Source organism: Clostridium sp. YIM B02555, assembly GCF_022320955.1.
Classification (GTDB): domain Bacteria; phylum Bacillota; class Clostridia; order Clostridiales; family Clostridiaceae; genus Clostridium; species Clostridium saccharoperbutylacetonicum.
Map to the genome: position 1 here is coordinate 1 of NZ_JAKJJY010000026.1, position 22,298 is coordinate 22,298.

Here is a 22,298-nt window from a genome sequence, read left to right on the forward strand (position 1 = left end):
ATACATTAGCAAATGGAAGTGGAACAGATTATGCAGCAGGAAGTGGAACGTTCAGTATAGCAGCAAATACTACATTATATGCGAAGTGGACACCAGTCTCTACATATACAGCAACATTATCTCAAACTGGAACTCATACATTTACAGGAGCAACAGTGGGATATACATCAATATCACCACGAACTATAACTGTAACTAACACAGGAACAGGAAGTTTAACAGGGTTGGGAGTAGCATTAAGTGGAACAAATGCAAGTAGCTTTACATTAGGATCACTTTTAGCAACAACAGTGAGTACAGAAAATACAACGACCTTTTCAGTAAAGCCAAATGATAACTTAGCAGCAGGAACTTACACGGCTACAGTAACCTTAACAGGAAATAATGGAATTAGTGAAAGTTTTAATGTTAGCTTTACTGTAAGTGCAGTACCAATAGCAACATACACACTTAACTATACAGCAGAAGCAGGTGGAAGGATTGAAGGGAATGCATCACAAACAGTAAATAGTGGAGAAAACGGAACTACAGTAACAGCAGTGCCGAATTCAGGATATCATTTTACAAGTTGGAGTGATGGAAATTCTAATGCAAGTAGACAAGATACTAATGTAGATATAAACATAAATGTAAGTGCAGGTTTTGGACTTAATTTACCTAGTAACACTGATACAACACCTGTGGCAGTAAGAATTATTGGGACTGGACAAGTAAATAATATTTTAGAGGCTCAATTAATTGATGTGAATGGTGCAGATGTTACTACCTCCGCAGCAGTAACCTATAGGTGGTATAGAATTCCAAGTGAAGATTCTGAAGGTGGAACATTAATAGGTGAAGATAAAACCTATAGATTAGTTAGTGCTGATGCAGGGAGTTACATTAAATTAGTAGTATCTTATATAGATGAACACTTTAGAAGAATTACATCTAAGATATTAGGAAATTCCTCAAGTAGTAATACAAATTCATCAGGTAGCAAGAATTCTAATAGCTCATCAACTCAACAAATTACAGTAAAAGTCACAGATGGAAGTAATGACACTCCGGTTTCACAAACTGTAATAGAGAGAATAACTGCAAGTGATGGAACTAAGAAAGACACAATAACTTATACAGCTGATAAAGCAAAAGAAACAATAGCAGCATTAACTAGTGCTGGAAAGGATACTGCAAGAATAGTTGCAGCAGATTCAGATCCTTCTGTATCAGAAACTAAGGTTAATATACCAAAAGAAACATTAAGTGCACTTTCAAGTGGAAGTGTAAATTTACAAATAGAAACAGGTGGTGCAATAGTTTCATTACCAAAAGAATCTGTACAAGGTCTAGCTGGAAGCGGACAATTAAATGGAGATTTATATTTTAGATTAGTTCCAATAAATGATACAGTTAAGCAGACAGAAATTAAAACAACTGCAGATAAAGAAGCAACAATAAAACTAATTACAGGAAATAAGGGAGTACAAGTATTAGGAACACCAATGACTATAGAAACAAATATGAGTCAAAGAGCTGTAGATATTGTATTACCATTAAAAGGGGTTATAATTCCAACAAATCCAAATGAAAGACAAGCTTTTTTAAATGATCTTGGAGTATTCATTGAACATAGTGACGGTGAAAAAGTGCTTGAAAAAGGTCAGGTAGTTGAATATTCACCAGGTGTCTTTGGAATCAAATTTACAGTAAAGAAGTTCAGTGATTTTACAATAGTAAAATTAAATAAGAGCAATCAAATTGGTTGGAAAAAAGACAATGGCTATTGGTATTTCTTTGACAAAACTGGAACTATGATAACTGGATGGTATAAGTCAGAGACTGGCGATTGGACCTTCGATGGTAAAGATACAGTAGGACAATGGTTCCATTTAGGTAAAGATGGAAAGATGGATATGGGCTGGTTTAAAGATACTGATGGTTCATGGTACTTCCTATGTGATGGCAAGGATTATGGTGCTTTAGGTTACATGGAAACTGGATGGAAATTCATAGATGGTAAGTGGTATTTCTTGAAAGGAAATGGAGCTATGGCAACAGGTTGGACATATGTCGATGGCAATTGGTACTATCTACAAGCAAATGGAAGTATGGTAAGCAACACAGTAGTTGATGGCTATACATTAAATGCGAGTGGAGCATGGGTTCAATAAAGTAATAATGTAATAAGGGAGAACTAAATCCAGATGATAATGGAGGAGGTTCTCTTTTTTTTATTTTGTTTAAAGAATATATTTATAATAAATTATGTGAATATAGAAATTGTAAAATAATGTTTAAATGTATGATGGAGACTATTTACAATAACAGACAATTATGTTATTATTTTTTATGAACGTATGTTCTGTGGGCGAAATTTAAATATATAATAATATATTTATTAGTATAACTTTATATTACTTACTAATAACTCTAAATTATTAAAAAATATAGGAGATCTTATAACTATTGGAGGCTAAATACTATGAAAAAAGGCGATAAGTTATTTGTAAGAATTGATTATAAAAATAATGAATTAGAAACTACTTCACAGGATTTTCAAGATCACGTAGAATATTTAAAGGGTGTAGCAGCTGAAAGATACTTTGTTGGGGGTGGCTTCAACAATGCTACAAGTGGTATGATTATATTTGAAGCCAAGGATTTGGAAGATGCAAAGTTGATTGCTCAAAAAGATCCTATAATTGAACGAAATCTTTATACAACTGAAGTGTACGAATGGGAGTTGCTGATATTATCAGATTTTTAATGGCAGAAAGTCAGTAAAACATAAGTTTAATAAAGAGGTGATATCGAGAAATGTTATATGATAGTTTATACATAAAAGAAATTCGTCTCAAGCAGGAAATTAATAAAGAAGAAAGTTACATTAAAGATTTGCCTGTAGTTAATAATTTAAATAGTGTAGCTTTATCTAGCAATGTAACCTTTTTTGTTGGTGAAAATGGTAGTGGAAAATCAACCTTATTAGAGGCCATTGCTGTTAATAGTGGGTTTAATGCAGAAGGTGGAACTAGAAACTTTTGTTTTTCATCACGGGAAACTCATTCTGATTTATATAAGTATATAACTGTAGTGAAAAGTGTTAATAGACCTAAGGATGGATTTTTTCTAAGGGCAGAAAGTTTTTACAATGTAGCAACTGAAATAGAACGGCTCGATTCAGAAAGTTCTATGGGCAATCCTGTTATATATAGTTATGGAGGGACATCCTTACATAAGATGTCTCATGGTGAAAGTTTTATTACACTCATGACTAATCGTTTTAGTGGACATGGACTGTATATTTTAGATGAACCAGAAGCAGCATTGTCACCATTAAAGCAAATGGCTATGCTTACTATAATTAATGAACTAGTTAAGAAAAAATCTCAGTTTATTATTGCAACTCATTCACCTATATTAATGGCTTATCCAGATGCGGATATATTTGTTATAGATGATGATGGAATCACTAAAACTCCTTATAAAAAAACTGATAACTATATGATGACAAGAAAGTTTTTAGAGAATCCTGAAAAAATGATGAAGTATTTGTTTGAATAGATTAGCATTGAAAATTGGTTTAGTGGTATTTTTCTATTTAATAATCAGATCAAGAAAATTTAATTTGAAGATTTTAAAATAAAAAACACGATTATGATTTTACACGTTCTCCAAAGCATAATAGCAAGAAAAATGTTAAGCAATGGATACAATATGCCAAGTGCATGATAAATGGCTATTCCATAAGGAGATGTGCAAAGGAAGTTGGAATAAGCATACCTACATAATTTTATTGGAGGCACAAAATTTTAGACGCTATTAGAACATATATGGGAATTGGTAGCGTTGGTGGAGTTGTAGAAGTTGACGAGGCTTTCTTTAGAGAATCATTTAAAGGAAATCATAAAAAAAGCACAACCTTTATTATGCCTCGTAAAGCACATAAGAGTGGTGTTAAAGGTAGCAAAAGAAGCAAAACTGAAAAGAGAAAAAGAGGTATTTCAAAGGAGCAGGTTTGTGTTTTATGTGCTATAGATAGAGTTGGAAATGTTGTTACTGAACTTTTGTGTAAAGGAATAATGAAGCATACAGATTTAGAAAGGCTTTTTAGGGACAGGATTGAGGATGAAGCCATTCTTTGTACGGACTCCCATAAGAGTTATATTAAGTTCGCACAAAATTTAGGTATTAAACTTCAGCAGATTAAGCGTGGTAAACATAAAGAAGGTATATACCATATACAGCATATTAATGCTTTCCATAGCAAATTAAAGAAGTGGATGGATAGGTTTAATGGCGTTGCAACGAAATATCTTACTAATTATATGTATTGGTTTAAATGGCTTGAAATATTCAATACAGAGAAGGATACTATAAAGAGCAAGAATTTATTGGTACAATCTCATACCTCTCATATTGATACAAAGTTAAAGGATTTTAGAAGTAGAGAAGCAATTTATGTATAATATAAGTGCTAAATGTTTGAATATTTTGAATTATATGATGTATAATTTAGTAAACGTCTAATTATTTTGGCTGTGCGTTAGCTGGATCTAATAAATAGGATTGGGATGATGTATATGGGAAAAAGAAATAAAAAGATAACCACCGTAATGCTATTAATTTTCTGCATTCTATTTATCTTTATGACTGGCTGTATAAAAGGTGGCACACCTAAAAATATCTCAGAGAATGAAATATATCCAAAAGGAGATATAAGTAACGCAAAGGTGTTTGATACCTCTCATAATGAAAAATTAGTTTCATTAAATAAAGAAGATACCGAATATATATTACAAACATTAAAGAACTCTAAAAAAGATTTAGTTACTGAATATGAAGGTGGCTTGGTGGAACTGAACATTGCATTTACAGATTCGGTTATTCAATTAGTTAGAAAAGATGATGAAACAATATACTACGCTTTCCATAATAACAAGATTAATGGTATATGTTATAAAATCAATTCTAAAGACTTATCGAAGTTTATATTAAAAGTCAGTTCGTAATGACTGTATAATCCAAATTAAGGGGACTCTTCAAGTTCCCTTAAAATATAGTATATTATCAGCATTATTCTTTAACATAGCCATTTTTTAAAAGTGAATAATTTATCAAAATACTTATAATTTATTCGTAATATGACATATAGCTGTCTTATTAATCTGAGTATAATAGTATTATCAAATAATATTAGAAAGGAGTTACGATTATATGCATGAGGTGATATCAAAGGGGATACTATCTAGTAATAATGGAATTAATATTTATAGAGGATGTACTCATGGCTGTATATATTGTGATGCCAGAAGTCATTGTTATGGAATGGATCATATTTTTGAAGACATAGAGATTAAGTCTAATGTGCTGCAGCTATTAGAAGATACACTTGGAAAAAAACGGAAAAAGTGTATGATTGGAACAGGTGCAATGAGTGATCCATACATTCATCTAGATGAAAAGCTACAAAACACAAGAAGATGTTTAGAGATAATTGAAAAATATGGATTTGGATTAGCAATACAAACTAAATCAAATAGAATATTAAGAGATTTGGACTTGCTAAAAAGTATAAATAATAAGGCAAAGTGTGTTGTACAGATGACATTAACTACTTATGATGAAGAATTATGCAAAATTATTGAGCCAAATGTTTCTACAACAAAAGAACGCTTTGAAGTGTTAAAGATAATGAGGGATAACAAAATTCCTACAGTAGTTTGGATAACTCCTATTTTACCGTATATAAATGATACAGAAGAAAATATAAGAGGAATTTTAGATTATTGTATAGAAGCTAAAGTTAAAGGAATTATAGTATTTGGTATTGGCTTAACCTTAAGAAATGGGAATAGGGAATATTATTATGAAAATTTAGATAAGCATTTTAAAGGTTTGAAAGAAAAATACATAAGAGAATATGGAAATAGTTATGAAGTAATAAGTAGAAATCATAAAGAAATTATGAAAATTATTAAAGAAACCTGTGATAAGCATAATATTATTTATGATGTTAGAGAAGTTTTTGATTATATGAGAGTTTTTGAAGAGAAAAATAATGAAGTTCAAATAGGGTTTGATATATAGTAATTGCACTAATCAATGGAAGATTGGTGCTTTTTCTTATTAAAAAAGCATAAGTTCTTGAAAATAAAATCATATTATGTAAAAATGTACTATGTAGTCTAATTTTAATTAAAATTAGATATAACTTATAGGGGAGGATAAATAATGAATAACTGTTTTTATTGCGGTAAGGAATTAACCGAAGAAGGCGATTTCTGCGGGAATTGTGGGTTGATTAAATTTTATGATGAGGAGGGTGCTGAAAAAAGATTATTAAAACAATTTAAGTATTTGTTTACTAATCCAATAGCATTTATTCGTACAAGCAAACTTGTAAATCCAATATTTACAGGCGCTGTAGCAATCATAATTATTTTAATTCAATTAATAATAATAAAAGGTATGGGAAGGAAGCTTCACTTAAATTTTGAAGCGCTAGATGCTATCTTAACTACATTGGGAATAACTGCTGTTGAAGCTGCATTTATGTGGATAATAGTTAATGGTATTTTTAAAAAGAAAGTTAACTTCATGTCATTTCTGAATTTAACCTTATCAATACAATTAATTTCCATAATTATAAACATAATTGGTGCAATATTAGGGGTAGCCATAACACCATACTTGTATACAATTGTTTCAGCTTTTGGAGGTATTGTTTCTTTATTATTAATGTATCAAGGAATTAAAGATTTTGTACAAGCTGATTTATTTGTATATTTAATTACTATAGTTGGAAGTTTTTCAGGCACAGCTTTAGTAATATCTATCGTATTAAAATCATTAATGAGAAATGCATTAAGATCAATTTTTTAGGGGGAAGTTTATGAGAATAGTAGAAATATTAAAATCGCCTTTCAAAGGGGTTTTTAGTAATAGTCAATTAAAAATGAAAGAATCGCTTATAGTTAATCTTATATTAGCATGTGTTTCTTCACTAGCTGTGATTATAAGTGCAAAAACTTTAGTTAGTGATTTTGTTTCAGGCATAGTTATGTTGGGATTAGGTAGTATCATTGATCAGATGATGTTGAGAATGTTTATTTTACTTGTAATTAATTTCATACTAATAATCTTAGTTTTTTCAGGAATTATTTTTATAATTAGTAACATGATATTTAAATTAAAAATTTCTTATGAGGAATATGTGTCTATTTGTACATATGCTAATATTATTCCAACCGTCATAATGATAGCTGGATTAATCTGTTCATTATTTAGTGTAACTTTATTTTCAATAGTAGTAATGATTCAAATGTGTGTATTAATAATTTTAACTTATGAAGGTTTATCTTCAATAATTATGGCAGGAAAAGGTAAAGTTGTATATTCTATTGCAATTACATATGTGATAAATGCAATTTTGTTTGTAGCAGCTAATTATTATATTATTGAATCTATGATTGAATCTAGATTTAGAAGTATATTGTAATTAAGTGAGGTGTTATAAATGAAGTGTATTAATTGTAAAAAAGATATAATAGATGGAAGTAGCTTTTGCATATACTGTGGGGAAAAGTTATCAAATAATGATAATTTTAATAATGAAAATAATAATACTGTAGATAATCAAGGGATTTATGATGGGGTTAGTAGTACAGTAGCAGAATGTGGAACAGCAGTTAAGAATAATTTACCTGGATATTATGAAAAAATTAAGACTTTTGTTGCAAAAAATAAGCTTGCTTCAATTATTGGAGCTATTGTTATGGCAGCTATTATTTTAGGCGTAGGTATATTTAGCTTTATGGAGGGAAGACCTGTTAAAGAGGATCAACTCAAAAATTATTTGGTTGGTCAGAATTTAATGTTAGATGGAGCTCCATTTGAAATCAAAAGTGAACAAATAAAGGCCTTAACAATCACATCAAGAAATTCAGTAAAAAAACAAAGTGATAAAGTTGAAGGTTCAATAACCTTAGACTTTGATAATGCAACAGTTGAGGCTAATGTGAAATTTGATCTTTTTTATGATAAAAACAATAATAAATGGATTTTTAATGGATTAAAGAGTTCAGATATTAAAAGTGTTGAACCTAAAGTAGAGTTAAAAGATAACATTAATGATTTGATAAAGAATTCAACAGTTAATTATGATTTTAAGAGTATTGATTTGAAAAAAGGTTTGTTAAAAGAAATAGGAAATGTTGAAATTAAAGGTTCTGGCTTAAATCGAACTGGAACTGCTGCATTAACCTTATCTAATGGAGTTGTTGAAGCAAAGGTTTCTACAGATTTTGATGTTCGTTTTAGTTTAAAAGATGGTAAGTGGCTTTTAAAATCAGATTATTTAAGGGGTAAAGTTATTGACAAGGAAAAGATTTCTAGCAACTTAAGTGATGATGATAAAAAGAAATTTGTACTTACAGCCTTTGATAATGATAGAAGTTATAATTATAAATATAAAATTGAAAGTTTTGATTATGTTGAGAGTATTTATTTAAATAAAGATAACATATCTGATTTAAAAATAAATAATTTTATGGAAGATAAAGATGATTCTATTAGGGTGGAAATTGAAGGACAGGCAGCAAGTGGTGATATAAGCAAAATTAAATTTTCAGGTGTTGCTTATTTAAGTTTATCGTTAGACAAAAATTATAATAATAATATTGAGGTGACTGTAGATTCTGTAGAAGTAGCTAATATTAATCTTGACGCTATTAAGAAAAATTTGCTCGATTTTAAGTTAGATAGTAAACAAATCACAGTTGCAGTTGCAGATACATTTACTCTTGGGACTGAAAATAAAGACAGTAGGATTTTTGATAAGGTTTATGACGGCACAATTACTAGTAATGGGGAAGTAAAAAACATAAAGACTTATATTGATCTTGCTTATAATAGAAAAACAAAGAAATATGAATGGAAAGTAGATAATATGGATATAGTTAAAAAATAATATATACATGACTTTTGAAGCATCTTCTAAATTAAAGAAGATGCTTCTGTATTTTATTAATTCTAAAACAACATAATATATTGAAAATATTGTAAGAAATAAAGTATAATGTTAAAAGATGATTGTTTTGAAAATTAGCTTTTTATTAAGAATTATGTAGAAGTTAATTATAGTTTGGGTTCTGTTGAGAAATTTCGATAGAATTTTTTAGATGAGGATGAGATAGTAAATGAAGAAAAAGTATAGTTTTGATATTTTTCCATTAATTGTAATAATTATATATTCAATATATTTTTATATATTTACAAAAATAGTAGTTGTTAATGGATGGGAGATATCGCTTAGGAATATAACAAATAATAATATAGGAATAAAAATTAGTATTGACTTTGCTACTATGTTGATATTTCCTGGAATACTTTGTGCCATTTATAGAAAAAAACTGAGTGAATTAGGGCTAATTAAATCTAAATTAAGTTTAATGCTATTAGTTGTATATTTGATCTTTTTCATTATGCACGGGGATTTTTCCTTAAGTGGGTGCTATAAGGCTTTTTTCTATATTTTTGCTGTTGCTGCGCCAGAAGAAATAATATATAGAGGATATCTTTATTCAAAGTTAAAAGTATCAAATCGATTAATTGCTATCATAATAAGTGGAAGCTTATGGGGAATAATGCATTCAATATTGCCAGGACTATTAGCAGGACATGGCTTATCAACTATAATGATGTCGATGCTTAATGAAATTGGTGGAGGAATAATTGCAGGTTTATTTTTTATTTGCTTGTTTGAATATAGTGGGTCACTTTTAGTTCCAATTATGGTTCATGCATTATTCGATTACTCTTATAAATGGTGGGGAATTATTATTGGTTTAGTAGTATTTTTCTATTTAATAATTACATCAAGGAAATTTAATTTGAAGATATTAAAATAACAAACGCAATTATAGTGCTTAATTATAAGTTGCCCAAGCACGCATTTATTTCTTAAAAGTGAATAATTTATCTTAGAAATATAAAGGAAAAAGCACTATAGGAAGTGCTTTTTATGAGAAATTTAAACGAACATTATTATATATTATAAATTTATAATCATTTTTGAGTGGAATTAAAGTATTTTCGGTAGAGTTAGGTGCTATTCGTATAAGTTGTTGTATTTTTCTATCAGAGTCAACTATTATTAATAAGCCTTCAACATAAGGTTCATTATTACGAACCTTATAAAGTGTATTTTCATTTAAGCCTAAATCATTCATTGTATAAAAACCTTGTGAGTAAGTTTTAGGTTGAGCTATTGCTGTAACAGTATTTATGCTAAATAATAAGAATAAAGAGATAGAAAAAACAGTTATAAATTTTTTCATTTGTAATACCACCTTTGAATTTAAATTTTATCTCAAAATATATTGTTATTATGTGAAAATAATAAATTAATATTCAAATTTAAATTTAAGTAATACTAGCTAAACGAACAAATGAAGGAATATGGGAAAAGTATATTTACAATTAATTGGATTAAAAGTATAATGTGCTTATGTAATAGTATAATTGAGGAAGGTGGAATGTCATCCGACTAACTTAGTGCTGCATAATCAAAAAGCATAAGGAAGTATGGAGAAGTAAGATGAAATCATTCAGCATAATATTTTGGTAAGTACTGTTTTTTAGACAGTTTATTTAGCATACCAATTTATTATAATATGATTTTATTTTACTCTCCAGGTGATCAAACTGTCTTTTTAAGATAGAAGCTGTAGAGTAGAACTACGGCTTTTTTTATTTATAAAATTATACTATTACATGGGAGTTCGTTAACTAAAGGGCTATTATTAAACTAAGTAAAATTTTGAGAATTAATTTATAAGCTAAGGAGTGTTATAGTTATGCTAAATGAAAATATAGTTAATCAAGTGAAAAAATTAAGTAGAAAACCACCTTTATTTAATAGGGAGTGTGGAAATATATGGACAGAAGAATACCTTGCTAAGCAGATGCTTAATGCACATCTTGATCCAAATTTTGATGGAGCTTCACGAAGAAGCTTAGTTATTGAGAAAACAGTAGAGTTTCTTAATAGTAAGGTTCTAAAATCTAATAGTTCCATATTAGATTTAGGCTGTGGCCCAGGATTATATGCAGAAAAATTGTGTAGAAAAGGACATAAAATAACGGGCGTAGATTTTTCGCAAAATACAATTAATTATGCTAAAAGTAGTGCAAAGCAGCAAGGATTGGATATAGAATATAAGTATGATGATTTTTTTAAGCTTAAGTATTTTAAAGAATATGATGTTGTTATGCAAGTTTATGGAGAGTTCAATACTTTTTCAGATGAAGAAAGAGATAAGTTATTTAAGATAGTATATAATGCTTTAAAGTTAAATGGATTATTCATTTTCGATGTTTCTACACCAGCTTTAAGGAAAAAGTGTGGTATAAAGAAAAACTGGCATATTAGTGAAGGTGGCTTTTGGAGAGAAAAAACACATTTAGTTTTAGAAGAGGGCTTTCAATATGATAATGATATTTGGCTTGATCAATATATAATTGCTGATAATGCTGGTGTTCAAGTGTATAGAAATTGGTTTAAAGATTACTCTGTTGAAACAATTATTGAGATAATTAAAAATAGTGGATTTAAAATTATTGATATTAGAGGGAGCCTTATTGGTGAAGCACTAAAAGAAGATAGTGAATGGATTGCAATTATTGCACAAAAAGTAATGTTATAGAATCAAGTTTTAAAATGATATTTACAAATATGCAATAATAAACAAAAAGATAAATAGTAACTTGTTAGACGCTAAAAATGAATAACAAGAAAGAAAGGAGGATTTAGTGAGAGTTTGGTACATATAATACACTCTCTCACTAAAGATAAAGTATGGATAAAGAATTTACCAATAAAAAGTTCTGGGAAAATGTTGCAAAGTGGTATACGCCAATGCATGAAAGAAAAAACGCAAAATTATATAGAGATTTATGTGAGGTTATATCAAAATCATTGGATAAGAATATGCAGGTTTTAGAATTGGCTTGTGGAACTGGACAACTTACCTTTCCGTTATGTAAAAAAGTAGCTTCTTGGGAAGCAACAGATTTTTCAGAGAAAATGATTGAAGAAGCAAAGTCAAGAGCAGCTAATTTACCTATTACTTTTACGGTGCAGGATGCAACTAACTTGCTGTATGAGGATGGAAAGTTCGACACAGTAATTATTGCTAATGCTCTTCATATTATGCCTAATCCTGATAAGGCACTAATAGAAATTAGACGTGTACTCAAAAAAGGAGGATTGTTGATTGCACCTACATTTGTATATGATGGAAAAATCAACAAGCTGCGAATTTGGTTAATGGAAAGGATTGGATTTCATACTTTTTATAAATGGAAGTCTGATGAATATATAGAATTTGTCAGTAATAGAGGCTTTGATATAATTGATAGTAGTGTGATTGAAGGAGAGATGTTGCCGGAATGTGTATTGCTTTGCAAAACACAAATAAATTAAATAATTATGAATTATGATATAATATACCTTATGGTATTTTGGGGATTATAAAGAAAAAATGTATTGATTGTGAGGTGAATTTTATGAATATTGACTTAGAAAATAAAGTTGCAGTTATTACAGGGGCTGGAAGAGGGATAGGAAAGTCTATTGCAATATCATATGCGCAGAACGGTGCAAAAGTATGTTGTTTATCAAGAAGTCAGAAGGAAATTGATGCTACAGCTAGTTATATTAAAGGGGAAAATGGAAATGCAATAGCATTAGCTTGTGATGTTAGCAATTATATTGAATTAGAGAAAGCGTTTAAAAAAATTTATAAAATTTATGGCCGAATAGATATAGTAGTTATAAACGCAGGGGTTGATTGTGACAAAGCACCAGTTGAAGAATTAAGTATTGAAGCGTGGAAAAAAGTAATGGATGTTAATTTTACAGGAGCCTTCTATACAGCTAAAGCAGCAATTCCATATTTAAAGAAACAAGGGGGTGGAAAGATAATTACTATAGGTTCTGGACTTGGACATAAAGGGAGAGCAGATAATTCAGCTTATTCATGTTCAAAAGCAGGACTTTGGATGTTAACAAGAGTTCTAGCTCAAGAGTTGCATAAATTTAATATTAGCGTAAATGAATTAATTCCAGGACCAGTTGCAACAGATATGGGAAATGACAGTATGAAAGACGGTAGTTCAGCTTTTTCAGTTGACAGCGAATGGATTAAGAAACCAGAAGATGTTACGAATCTCGCCTTGTTTATGGCGGGTCAACCATTAATCGGACCAACAGGTCAGAGTTATAGTTTGATGAGAAGAGATCTATGATTCAGAAAAAATAAAATTACAAAAAAGTTAAGGTTGGGAAACAATTATGAATAAAGAATTGTTAGAAAAAACATTATTATATATTCAAGACAGATTTCAAAATGATTATAGTGGACATGATTATTATCATAGTATTAGAGTTTATAAATTAGCAGCTTCTATTTGTAAAGGAGAAAATGCTGATTTGGAAATAGTTCAATTAGCTGCGTTATTACATGATGTAGATGATTATAAATTATTTGGTGGGAACGTAGGAACTACTTCTAAAGCAGAAGCATTTCTAAAGAATAACGAAATTGCTGATGCAAAAATAAAAGCTATATGTGATATAATTGCGTCAATATCTTTTAAAGGTACAGGTACAAAGGTTCCAGAAAGTTTAGAAGGAAAAATAGTACAAGATGCCGATAGGCTTGATGCAATAGGGGCTATTGGAATAGCAAGAACCTTTGCATATGGAGGCAGCAAAAATAGAAGCATGCATATACCAAATGAAAAGCCCAAAGAAGATATGGATGAGGAAGAATATATTAAGTCTGAAGGAACAACAATTAATCATTTCTATGAAAAATTGCTAAAATTAAAAGCTTTGATGAATACAGCTACGGCTAAGGCAATGGCTGAATCAAGACATAAATATATGGAAGATTTTCTTGATGAATTCTTTAGTGAATGGGATGGGGTATTATAATAATAAAAGACAGAAAGATTATTGATAGTTCCATAAAACAAAGAATTTTGAAAAAATATAATTAAGATAAGGTTTATTTTTATTTAGATAAATATGTTAGCATTTCGCATTAACTTAGAATTATTTCTAGCAATACAGTTCAAGAAGTAATTTTAAAAATAAGATATTATTTTTTTGAGGTGATAACATGGATAACTGGGAAATAGTAAATGCAGTTCAAAGGATGCAGGATTATATAGAGGATCATATTTTTGAAGAAATTACTCTTAATGATCTCTCAAAAGCAGCAGGATATTCTCAATGGCATAGTGCTAGAATTTTTAAGAAATTACTAAATAAAAGTCCATTTGAATATATTAGAGCATTAAGGCTTAGTAAAGCTGCTTTGGTATTACGTGATGAACATCCAAGGGTAGTTGACGTAGCTTTTGATTTTGTATTTAGTTCTCATGAAGGCTTTACAAAAGCCTTTTCGAAACAATTTGGAATTGCGCCAAGAAAATATATCGAAAATACACCGCCAATTGGTCTTTTCATTCCTGATAGTATCCATGATTATTATCTGATATTAAATAAAGGAGTGAATGTTATGGAAGAAAAGAAAGAAAAGAATACTATTTTTGTTCAAGTGGTAGAACGCCCAAGGCGAAAGGTATTGCTAAAAAGAGGCGTCAAAGCAACTGAATATTTTGCTTATTGCGAAGAAGTTGGATGTGATGTTTGGGGAATGCTTTCTAGTGTTAAGGAAGCACTTTATGAACCTATTGGAATGTGGCTTCCTAATCATTTAATTAAGGAAGGAACTTCAAAATATGTTCAAGGGGTGGAAGTGCCACTAGATTATGATAAGCCAATTCCAGAAGGATATGATCTTATAGAGTTGCCACCTTGCAAAATGATGGTATTTCAAGGGGAACCATATGATGATGAAAAATTCATGAATGAAATTTCAAGTGTATCGAAGTCTATTGAAAATTATAATCCTGAATTGTATGGATTTGAATGGGCAGAAGACGAAGCACCAAGGTTTCAGCTTGCTCCAATGGGGTATAGAGGTTATATTGAGGCAAGACCAGTAAAGCAGATAAATAAAAGAAATGAGAGTAACTTTTAACCTGAAATTCTTATAATATAAATCAATAAAAATAAATAACAGCCTGTAAAATCGCATTATTCAAGAAAATTGGAAATGCGATTTTTTATGAGCCATTATAGAATGCACGGTTGCATCTAATATATATTTTATAGTTCTTTATCAACCTTTCCAAGGGTTTCTAAAAAGGTTGAATAAAAAATGGTCACAGGTAATGTTTGACAACCGAACATTTATTCGATAAAATAGAAATTAATTTAGAAAATTAAGTACTAATTTCATAATTATGGAGGAAGCTAAATGGAACTAATAGAAGCTATAAATCGAAGAAGAACCATTAGAGATTTTTCTAAAAAGGAAGTACCTTTTGAAATTATAGAAAAATCTTTAGAAGCTGGATTAAAAGCACCAAGTTACAACCATCTTAAAGAATGGAATTTTATGTTAGTCAAAGAACAAAATATACGATTAGCATTGACACAAACAGAAGAAATGATAGAAAAAGTAACTGATGGATTAAAACGAGAATTCCAAGGTTGTGATAGTCTTGTTAAAGAGATGTATTTAGAGGCAATACCAAAACAAAAAAGAATGATGTTGACAGCACCAGAAGTATTAGTTGTAGTATATAAACCAAAAACACAAGTAAGTGAAAGTAAAAGAATATATGACTTAAATTGTTTAGCTTCCGTTTGGTGTTGTATTGAAAATATTCTATTAAGTTTGGCTGAAAATGAAGTTTTCGGAGTTACATTTATACCTAAAAATACATTAGCAATAAAAGAGGTTCTTAATATTCCAAAGGAGCTTGAAGTAGCAGCAATAATTCCATTTGGATATAAGGATTCTAATGCTAAAATTATTCCTCAAAAGGAAGTGAGATTAGAATCAAGATTGCATATTAATAGTTGGTAAAATGATGTGACCTTTATATTTAACGTTTTAGTTTAGGAGAGAATAAGAATGATTATTTACAATACAGTTGAAAATATAGCCATTGAAAAAATACATAGTACATTTATAGATGCATTTTCAGATTATCAAGTAAAAATGGATCTACCTCTTTTAAAGCTTCAACAGATGCTTAAGCGAAGAGGTTATGTTGCAGCAGCTTCAATAGGAGCATTTAATGATGATGTTTTAGTTGGATTTCTTTTAAATGCAATTAGACCATGGAATGGAAAGTTATCTGCCTATGATACAGGAACAGGTGTTATAAATGGTTATAGAAATAATGGAATAACAAGTAGTATGTTTCTAAAGGCAAAAGAATTGCTTAAAGAAATGGGAGTGGAACAATATGTACTTGAAGTAATCCAGTCTAATACTCCTGCAGTTAGCCTTTATAAAAAACAAGGTTTTGAAATTTTAAGAGATTTTGAATGTTTTATCTTAGATAAAAATAGGTTTAAAGCTATGCCTAAATATAAGGTTCAAAATATCAAGATAATTACAGAAAGTATATGGCTAGAATTAATAAAATTCTGGGATTTCATGCCATCTTGGCAGAATTCTATTGATTCAATTAATGCAGCAGCAGATACCTTTAAATATTCTATAGTAAGCATTGAGGGTACGATTGTTGGTTATGGAATCATTGATATAATTACAGGAGACATTCCTCAAATAGCGGTAGACAAAAACCATAGAGGTAATGGAATTGGAAAGAGCATATTTGCAGATTTATTGAAAAGTACAGAAGCAGATAGTATTAAAGTTTTAAATGTAGATAGTAAGAGTACAGCCATGAAGAATTTTTTACTAAAGTTAGGGTTTGATCAAAATGTTAAACAATATGAAATGAGTTTAAAACTTTAAACTCATTTCATAATTTAAATTTATAGAAATATTATTATGATTTCCTACCAGTTTTAAAAAGAATAATCACTATAATTTGAGTTACTAATCCAAAAATACAAACACCATACCATCCAAAGTGAGAATAACTATAGGTACCTAGAAAAGAACCCATTGCTCCTCCAAGAAAAAAACTAACCATATAAATAGTATTGAGTCTATTACGTGTTTCCTCATTTAAAGCTTGTACTATTGCTTGATTTGATACATTACAAGCCTGCACTCCTAGATCAAGAAAGACAATTCCTAAAATAAGTCCCCATATTTTAAAGCCAAACATAAAGAAGATTAAATAAGCAATTATGACTACAACTATACTGATGCCTATTGCAAATCTAGGCCCTTTCTTATCTGCCATTTTTCCAACTATCGGAGCTGCAAGAGCACCGCTGATTCCAACTAATCCTAATAATCCTGCTGCTTCAGACCCCAGATTGTAATTAGGGCTTTCAAGTAAAAATATAAGTGATGTCCAAAATGCACTAAAAGCTGAAAACATAAGGGCACCGATAAGAGAGGTTTTTCTTAAAATTGGCTCGGTTTTTATCAAATATATCAAGGATTTTAACAATTCAGTATATTTAATGTTAGAGGTAGGTTTACATAAAGGAACTAATTTTCTTAGAATAATCATAAGAATAAACATAGTGATAGCTGCAATAAGATAAACTGTTCTCCAACCAAAGTAGCTGCCTATGAGTCCACTGACAGTACGAGAAACCAAGATTCCAATTAATAAACCGCTCATAATTGTTCCAATTATTTGACCTCTTTGTTTTGGGTCTGATAATTGTGCAGCTAAAGGAATAATAAGCTGAGGAATAATGGAAGTAAAGCCAATAACAAAAGAGGAGAAGCTTAGGATGAAAATATTTGAAGAAAAGAACATACACATAAGTGAAAGGATTGAACAGAAAAGCATTATGATTATTAAGTTTCTTTTCTCTTTTATATCCCCTAAGGGTAATATAAATATCATTCCAACGGCATAACCTATTTGTGTTAGCATTGCTACAAAACTTATGCTTAATTGATTTACATGAAAGGTTTTGGCTATATCAGCTAATAATGGCTGAATATAATATAAATTTGCTACAGTAGCACCACAGGCTATTGCCATAACTAAAATCAATAAACGGCTTAATGTAGTAGAATTAGCTTTTAAATTGTTTGAAGTATAATTAGTTTTTATAATAGTATTATTTGCTTGATACATTTTAAAATCACTCCTATCTCAATAAATTGAGTTATTTTCTTATTTTCTTAAGATTTAAGTTATATCGTTAAATAGTTATAATGAAATAAAGAATTAGAATAACAATTAAATTGAATTTTTAGTATTAAAGATATTGCTATTCTAATAAGTAGGTAAAAATAATAATTTAGCGAATAAGATTAGTGAATATCTTTTCTTCTCTTTCTGGTTTTTGAACAATTCCTTGTCCATTTTCTACAAGCTTCATAAGCCAAGCCATATTTTTACCTAGTATTCTCATTATTTGTATTCCTTCTTCGTCTTGCATTACTTCACCTGGTAATCTACCATTAATAACATTCCAGTAATTTGAAGTGGGGATTAGCATTTCAGAATGATTAAGATAATTATTTAATTGATCGAAGGTTGGAATTCCACCAGCACGTCTTGCAGCGACTACGGTAGCTCCGACTTTAAGTCTTAGCATGCTATCATTAGCTTCTGCAACACGAAAAGCTCTATCTAAAAAAGCTTTCATTGTTCCCGCAATTGCCGAATAGTGTACTGGTGAACCCAAGATTATTCCATCTGCACCTTTCATCTTTTCAATCCAATCATTAACAGGATCAGTAGTAATAGCACATTTTCCATTTTTATTCTTTGTACAATATCCACAAGCAACACATCCTCTAATAGTCTTATTTCCAACGTGGATTATTTCTGTTTCTATCCCTTCTTTTTCAAGTTCCTCAACAACTATTTTTATTCCATGATAAGTATTACCTTCTTTAGATGGACTTCCATTAAAAGCTACAACTTTCATTAATTTTTCCTCCTTAAATTTAATAATTTTATATATGTTATTAATTAACACAGATTTGGATTTGACTAGAATTTTAGTTATTGCATAAATTAACAAAATTCAAATTCTTGCTAAAAGCATTATCAAACTGAACGTTTAGTTTATAAATATATAATATACTAAACGTTCAGTAATGTAAATACTTTTTTTAAAATTAAAAAAAGTATAGTATAATATACGTATAGTTTATTAAATGTATTGTTTTGATTTGATTACAATGGAGGTAAGTACAATGGAAAAAAAATTAGGTCGTCCGCGCAGTGAAAAAACTAAAAATGCAATTCTTACTGCTGCATATGAGTTATTACTTGAAAATGGTTTTGGAGCAGTCACAATTGAAAAAATTTCCGAAAAAGCTGGAGTTAGTAAAGCTACTATTTACAAATGGTGGCCAAATAAAGCAGCTGTTGTTATGGATGCTTTTTTTGATGCGGCTGCTGAGAGACTTCCAATACCTGATACAGGATCAACTATTAAGGATATGACAATTCAAGTAAATAATTTATCAAAATTTCTAGTTAGTCGAGAGGGAAAGGTAATTAATGAGATAATAGCAGAAGGTCAGTATGATCAAAAACTAGCTGAGACATATCGAACAATGTATTTTAATCCTCGCCGACTTGATTCACGACGTATTTTAGAACGTGGAATTTCAAGAGGGGAACTGAAGGAAAATTTGGATATAGAATTAATTATAGATTTGATTTTCGGCCCAGTATTTTATAGATTATTAATTACAGGAGATGTGGTTGATGAAACTTTTATAAAGAAACTAATAAATTATGCATTTGAAGGAATAAAGTAAAATTTAATATTAATAAAGTACTATCCCTTATTTATGATAGGGTGAACCATATCATAAATAAAGGATAATAAGTAAATTTAAGTGAAATAAAAACATGGCAAAACATATTGCAATATGTTTAATCCTAGAGTATATAATTCTAGTTGCTTAGGCAACTGGTATTACTAAATTTTTAGGTTATAAAAATAGTAGCTTCCAATCACGATGCGGGGCTGCTGTTTTTTTTTGAGATTTTTTTCTATAAGTAACGCTATGAATGTTAGTAGTGCTAGTAAAAATAATCCTGTCTGAAATAACAACATTAAATAAAGTATTAATTTGAGTTGGTTAATTTTGACTGCCGGTTAGAATGAATATATTAATTAAAGGTAATAAATTATCGTAATACGATAATTTATTATTGACAAATGAAATGTGTAAGTATACACTTAAAATGAAAAATATGGTTTTATGGAGGTATTTATGAATCAGAAGAATTTGTCAAAATGTATTAAGATTATTGTAATGGCAATGGTGTTGTGTGGTGCAATTATATATTTTGAGGCAATACCATATATAGGGGATAGTCTTGTTAAGCAGGAAAAGGAATTCCAATATTGCTATTGGCCATGGTTGATTTTTATTTGGTGTACAGCGATTCCATGTTATTTGGTTTTGTTTTTGACGTGGAGAATAGCAGATGAGGTAGGGAAGGATAATTCTTTTTCCAGGATAAATGCAATGTATTTAAAGTGGATCATGCTTGCTACACTTACCGATTCAGGATTCTTTTTTATTGGAAATATTGTATTGCTGTTGCTTAAAATGAATAACATGGGGATTTTTCTGCTATCAATATTAATTTGTTTTGTTGGAGTATGTATAGCAGTGGCATCAGCAGTCTTATCTCATCTAGTGCAAAAGGCAGCATTTATGAAAGAAGAAAATGAATCTTATATATAGGGGTGGAGTGTGATGATAATAATTAATGTAGATGTAATGATGGCGAAAAGGAAAATGTCATTAAAAGAATTAGCTGAAAAGGTAGGAATTACAAATGCGAACATGTCTGTGTTAAAGACTGGAAAAGTAAAGGGGGTAAAGTTTACTACTTTGAACGAAATATGTAAAGCATTAGATTGTCAGCCGGGGGATATATTGGAATACAGGGAGGATGAAGATGAAAAAAATTAAGCTTGACATATATAGCGGATGTTGTGTATTTTATTATGAAACCATTAGAATGGCTATTTTTGATAGTACTGTATTTCTGTGATGTGAATCCAGAAAATCGGATTGCGGTGCAGTATCTGCCCAAAAATAAGTAATAAAAATTGGTTGACAGTAAATATGAAAGAGTGGTGGGAATAATGGAAAAGCATATAAAATATATAATTATGTTTGCTGTGTTGCTGATAATTGAAATCCTTATTGGAAGATTCATGCATCACGGTTTTATCCGTGATTATGGAGGAGATATACTAATAATTCCTTTACTATATGCATTTATACGGATATTTTGTCTGGAGGATAGCAAAACTACAAGATTATATCTTCCATTAGGATTGTTCTTATTTGGAGTGTGTGTAGAGCTTTTACAAGCTGTTAATTTTATTGACATTCTTGAAATTGGAAGGAATTCGACGCTTGGAATCATCATTGGTTCTACATGTGATTGGAAAGATATATTATGTTATTTGGCTGGAACTGTATTGATATCAGGCTGGAATTATAAAAACTTATTAAAAAGAATTACATATTGACTAGGTTATGGGTAATACCTGTAGGATGTGTGATTTAAGCAATATAAGTAAATGAGGAATTTACTAAAGTTTGATGTAGAATAGTTAAAACTAACTTGCCATATAAAAATGAAAAATGGTAAGTTTTATTTTATTTATATATAATATAAATATGTTGCAGAATGGTAAATAATTGCGAAGCACAGTTTGCAGTTTGTAAAAGATAGTTTGTTGGAGAGGATATTATGAAAGATAAATTTTTATGTGTTATGGCACAATATGACAAAGAAACAGAATTAAAATTAAAAGAAATTCAAAAATTGTTATCAGATAATGGATTTGTGGGACAACAAACACCTAACTTACCAAATCATATCACGATTGGGAGTTTTGATATATCACAAGAAGAATTGGTTAAAGAAAAAGTGAAAATGGTATCAAAACAATTTCATAGTTTTGATATTAAATTAAATAGTATTGGATTGTTTGGACTTGATGTTTTATTTATAGCACCTTCAGTTAATCATGAACTTTTAAATTTGCAACAATACTTCAATAACGATTATGCTGACGGATTTGGTTGGACAGCACATACAACAATGCTAATAGATGACCACGAAACGATTCAAAAAGCATTACCTTATTTAGCAAATAATTTTAAAAGTTTTACTGGTAAAATAGAATCTATTAGTTTATATGAATTTTGGCCAACTCGCTTTATTTTAAAAGAAAAATTGTTATAGGTATTACACAATCTTCTTATATGGTGTAACAGTTAAAA

Annotated in this window: 25 protein-coding genes and 2 pseudogenes; 23 read left to right on the top strand and 4 right to left on the bottom strand. The window is 29.7% G+C overall.

Features of this window, described 5'->3' with window-relative positions:
• From L3B98_RS24740 to L3B98_RS24785, 10 genes and pseudogenes are all read left to right on the top strand, one after another.
• A pseudogene (locus L3B98_RS24740) lies at positions 1–2,153 on the top strand (hypothetical protein); the annotation flags it as partial.
• A 311-nt stretch (positions 2,154–2,464) separates the two neighbouring features.
• A complete protein-coding gene (locus tag L3B98_RS24745; protein WP_238918621.1) occupies positions 2,465–2,749 on the top strand; it encodes a YciI family protein in 285 nt (94 codons plus the stop codon).
• A gap of 50 nt (positions 2,750–2,799) precedes the next feature.
• Positions 2,800–3,546, top strand: coding sequence for an AAA family ATPase (locus L3B98_RS24750; protein WP_238918622.1), 747 nt, complete (start codon positions 2,800–2,802; stop codon positions 3,544–3,546).
• Between the two features lie 239 nt (positions 3,547–3,785).
• Positions 3,786–4,451 (top strand): annotated as a pseudogene (locus tag L3B98_RS24755) (IS1595 family transposase); the annotation flags it as partial.
• Positions 4,452–4,631: 180 nt separating this feature from the next.
• Positions 4,632–4,994 (top strand): hypothetical protein, encoded by a 363-nt coding sequence (locus L3B98_RS24760; protein WP_238918624.1) that lies wholly within the window; start codon positions 4,632–4,634, stop codon positions 4,992–4,994.
• Between the two features lie 205 nt (positions 4,995–5,199).
• Positions 5,200–6,072 (top strand): radical SAM protein, encoded by an 873-nt coding sequence (locus tag L3B98_RS24765; RefSeq protein ID WP_238918625.1) that lies wholly within the window; start codon positions 5,200–5,202, stop codon positions 6,070–6,072.
• 144 nt (positions 6,073–6,216) lie between these two features.
• Complete coding sequence (locus tag L3B98_RS24770; protein WP_238918626.1) at positions 6,217–6,867, top strand: hypothetical protein; 651 nt, start codon at positions 6,217–6,219, stop codon at positions 6,865–6,867.
• Between the two features lie 10 nt (positions 6,868–6,877).
• On the top strand, positions 6,878–7,483 hold the full coding sequence (locus L3B98_RS24775; RefSeq protein ID WP_238918627.1) for a hypothetical protein: 606 nt from the start codon (positions 6,878–6,880) through the stop codon (positions 7,481–7,483).
• A gap of 18 nt (positions 7,484–7,501) precedes the next feature.
• Entirely contained in the window at positions 7,502–8,953 is a 1,452-nt protein-coding gene (locus tag L3B98_RS24780; RefSeq protein WP_238918628.1) for a hypothetical protein, read from the top strand.
• 229 nt (positions 8,954–9,182) lie between these two features.
• Complete coding sequence (locus tag L3B98_RS24785; RefSeq protein WP_238918629.1) at positions 9,183–9,893, top strand: CPBP family intramembrane glutamic endopeptidase; 711 nt, start codon at positions 9,183–9,185, stop codon at positions 9,891–9,893.
• A gap of 111 nt (positions 9,894–10,004) precedes the next feature.
• Here L3B98_RS24785 and L3B98_RS24790 read toward each other — a convergent pair whose 3' ends face one another.
• Positions 10,005–10,322, bottom strand: coding sequence for a hypothetical protein (locus L3B98_RS24790; RefSeq protein WP_238918630.1), 318 nt, complete (start codon positions 10,320–10,322; stop codon positions 10,005–10,007).
• Positions 10,323–10,841: 519 nt separating this feature from the next.
• On the opposite strand from L3B98_RS24790, the gene L3B98_RS24795 reads away from it, so the two are divergent.
• From L3B98_RS24795 to L3B98_RS24825, 7 genes are all read left to right on the top strand, one after another.
• Positions 10,842–11,690, top strand: coding sequence for a class I SAM-dependent methyltransferase (locus tag L3B98_RS24795; RefSeq protein ID WP_238918631.1), 849 nt, complete (start codon positions 10,842–10,844; stop codon positions 11,688–11,690).
• Positions 11,691–11,842: 152 nt separating this feature from the next.
• A complete protein-coding gene (locus tag L3B98_RS24800) occupies positions 11,843–12,469 on the top strand; it encodes a class I SAM-dependent methyltransferase (RefSeq protein ID WP_015392101.1) in 627 nt (208 codons plus the stop codon).
• Between the two features lie 83 nt (positions 12,470–12,552).
• Positions 12,553–13,293, top strand: coding sequence for an SDR family oxidoreductase (locus tag L3B98_RS24805; RefSeq protein WP_238918632.1), 741 nt, complete (start codon positions 12,553–12,555; stop codon positions 13,291–13,293).
• A gap of 46 nt (positions 13,294–13,339) precedes the next feature.
• Complete coding sequence (locus tag L3B98_RS24810; RefSeq protein WP_238918633.1) at positions 13,340–13,984, top strand: HD domain-containing protein; 645 nt, start codon at positions 13,340–13,342, stop codon at positions 13,982–13,984.
• Positions 13,985–14,171: 187 nt separating this feature from the next.
• The gene (locus tag L3B98_RS24815; RefSeq protein WP_238918634.1) at positions 14,172–15,098 is read left to right on the top strand and encodes an AraC family transcriptional regulator; all 927 of its coding nucleotides are present in this window, start codon (positions 14,172–14,174) and stop codon (positions 15,096–15,098) included.
• Between the two features lie 279 nt (positions 15,099–15,377).
• The gene (locus tag L3B98_RS24820; protein ID WP_238918635.1) at positions 15,378–15,992 is read left to right on the top strand and encodes a nitroreductase family protein; all 615 of its coding nucleotides are present in this window, start codon (positions 15,378–15,380) and stop codon (positions 15,990–15,992) included.
• Between the two features lie 48 nt (positions 15,993–16,040).
• Positions 16,041–16,895: a GNAT family N-acetyltransferase gene (locus tag L3B98_RS24825; RefSeq protein ID WP_238918636.1), complete on the top strand. Its 855-nt coding sequence runs from the start codon at positions 16,041–16,043 to the stop codon at positions 16,893–16,895.
• Positions 16,896–16,929: 34 nt separating this feature from the next.
• Here the strand turns inward: L3B98_RS24825 and L3B98_RS24830 are convergent, their stop codons facing one another.
• Positions 16,930–18,150: an MFS transporter gene (locus L3B98_RS24830; protein ID WP_238918637.1), complete on the bottom strand. Its 1,221-nt coding sequence runs from the start codon at positions 18,148–18,150 to the stop codon at positions 16,930–16,932.
• A gap of 166 nt (positions 18,151–18,316) precedes the next feature.
• The gene (locus L3B98_RS24835) at positions 18,317–18,952 is read right to left on the bottom strand and encodes a flavodoxin family protein (RefSeq protein WP_238918638.1); all 636 of its coding nucleotides are present in this window, start codon (positions 18,950–18,952) and stop codon (positions 18,317–18,319) included.
• Positions 18,953–19,223: 271 nt separating this feature from the next.
• Here L3B98_RS24835 and L3B98_RS24840 point away from each other — a divergent pair, with 271 nt between their 5' ends.
• Positions 19,224–19,796 (top strand): TetR/AcrR family transcriptional regulator, encoded by a 573-nt coding sequence (locus L3B98_RS24840; RefSeq protein ID WP_238918639.1) that lies wholly within the window; start codon positions 19,224–19,226, stop codon positions 19,794–19,796.
• 164 nt (positions 19,797–19,960) lie between these two features.
• Here L3B98_RS24840 and L3B98_RS29175 read toward each other — a convergent pair whose 3' ends face one another.
• Positions 19,961–20,098 carry a hypothetical protein gene (locus tag L3B98_RS29175; RefSeq protein WP_343073708.1) on the bottom strand — a complete coding sequence of 46 codons (138 nt, stop codon included), beginning with the start codon at positions 20,096–20,098 and terminating at the stop codon, positions 19,961–19,963.
• A gap of 160 nt (positions 20,099–20,258) precedes the next feature.
• Between L3B98_RS29175 and L3B98_RS24845 the strand changes: the two genes are divergently transcribed.
• The 5 genes from L3B98_RS24845 to L3B98_RS24860 all read left to right on the top strand — a co-directional run bounded on the left by L3B98_RS24845 (position 20,259) and on the right by L3B98_RS24860 (position 22,260).
• Positions 20,259–20,738, top strand: coding sequence for a DUF2975 domain-containing protein (locus L3B98_RS24845; protein ID WP_015392109.1), 480 nt, complete (start codon positions 20,259–20,261; stop codon positions 20,736–20,738).
• Between the two features lie 9 nt (positions 20,739–20,747).
• Positions 20,748–20,969 (top strand): helix-turn-helix transcriptional regulator, encoded by a 222-nt coding sequence (locus L3B98_RS24850; protein ID WP_026106414.1) that lies wholly within the window; start codon positions 20,748–20,750, stop codon positions 20,967–20,969.
• A gap of 35 nt (positions 20,970–21,004) precedes the next feature.
• Positions 21,005–21,103, top strand: a complete 99-nt coding sequence (locus L3B98_RS29180) for a DUF6688 family protein (protein ID WP_343073709.1) — start codon at positions 21,005–21,007, stop codon at positions 21,101–21,103.
• 42 nt (positions 21,104–21,145) lie between these two features.
• Positions 21,146–21,538 carry a DUF2809 domain-containing protein gene (locus L3B98_RS24855; protein WP_238918640.1) on the top strand — a complete coding sequence of 131 codons (393 nt, stop codon included), beginning with the start codon at positions 21,146–21,148 and terminating at the stop codon, positions 21,536–21,538.
• A 224-nt stretch (positions 21,539–21,762) separates the two neighbouring features.
• Positions 21,763–22,260 carry a 2'-5' RNA ligase gene (locus L3B98_RS24860; RefSeq protein WP_238918641.1) on the top strand — a complete coding sequence of 166 codons (498 nt, stop codon included), beginning with the start codon at positions 21,763–21,765 and terminating at the stop codon, positions 22,258–22,260.
• The last annotated feature ends 38 nt before the right edge of the window (positions 22,261–22,298 follow it).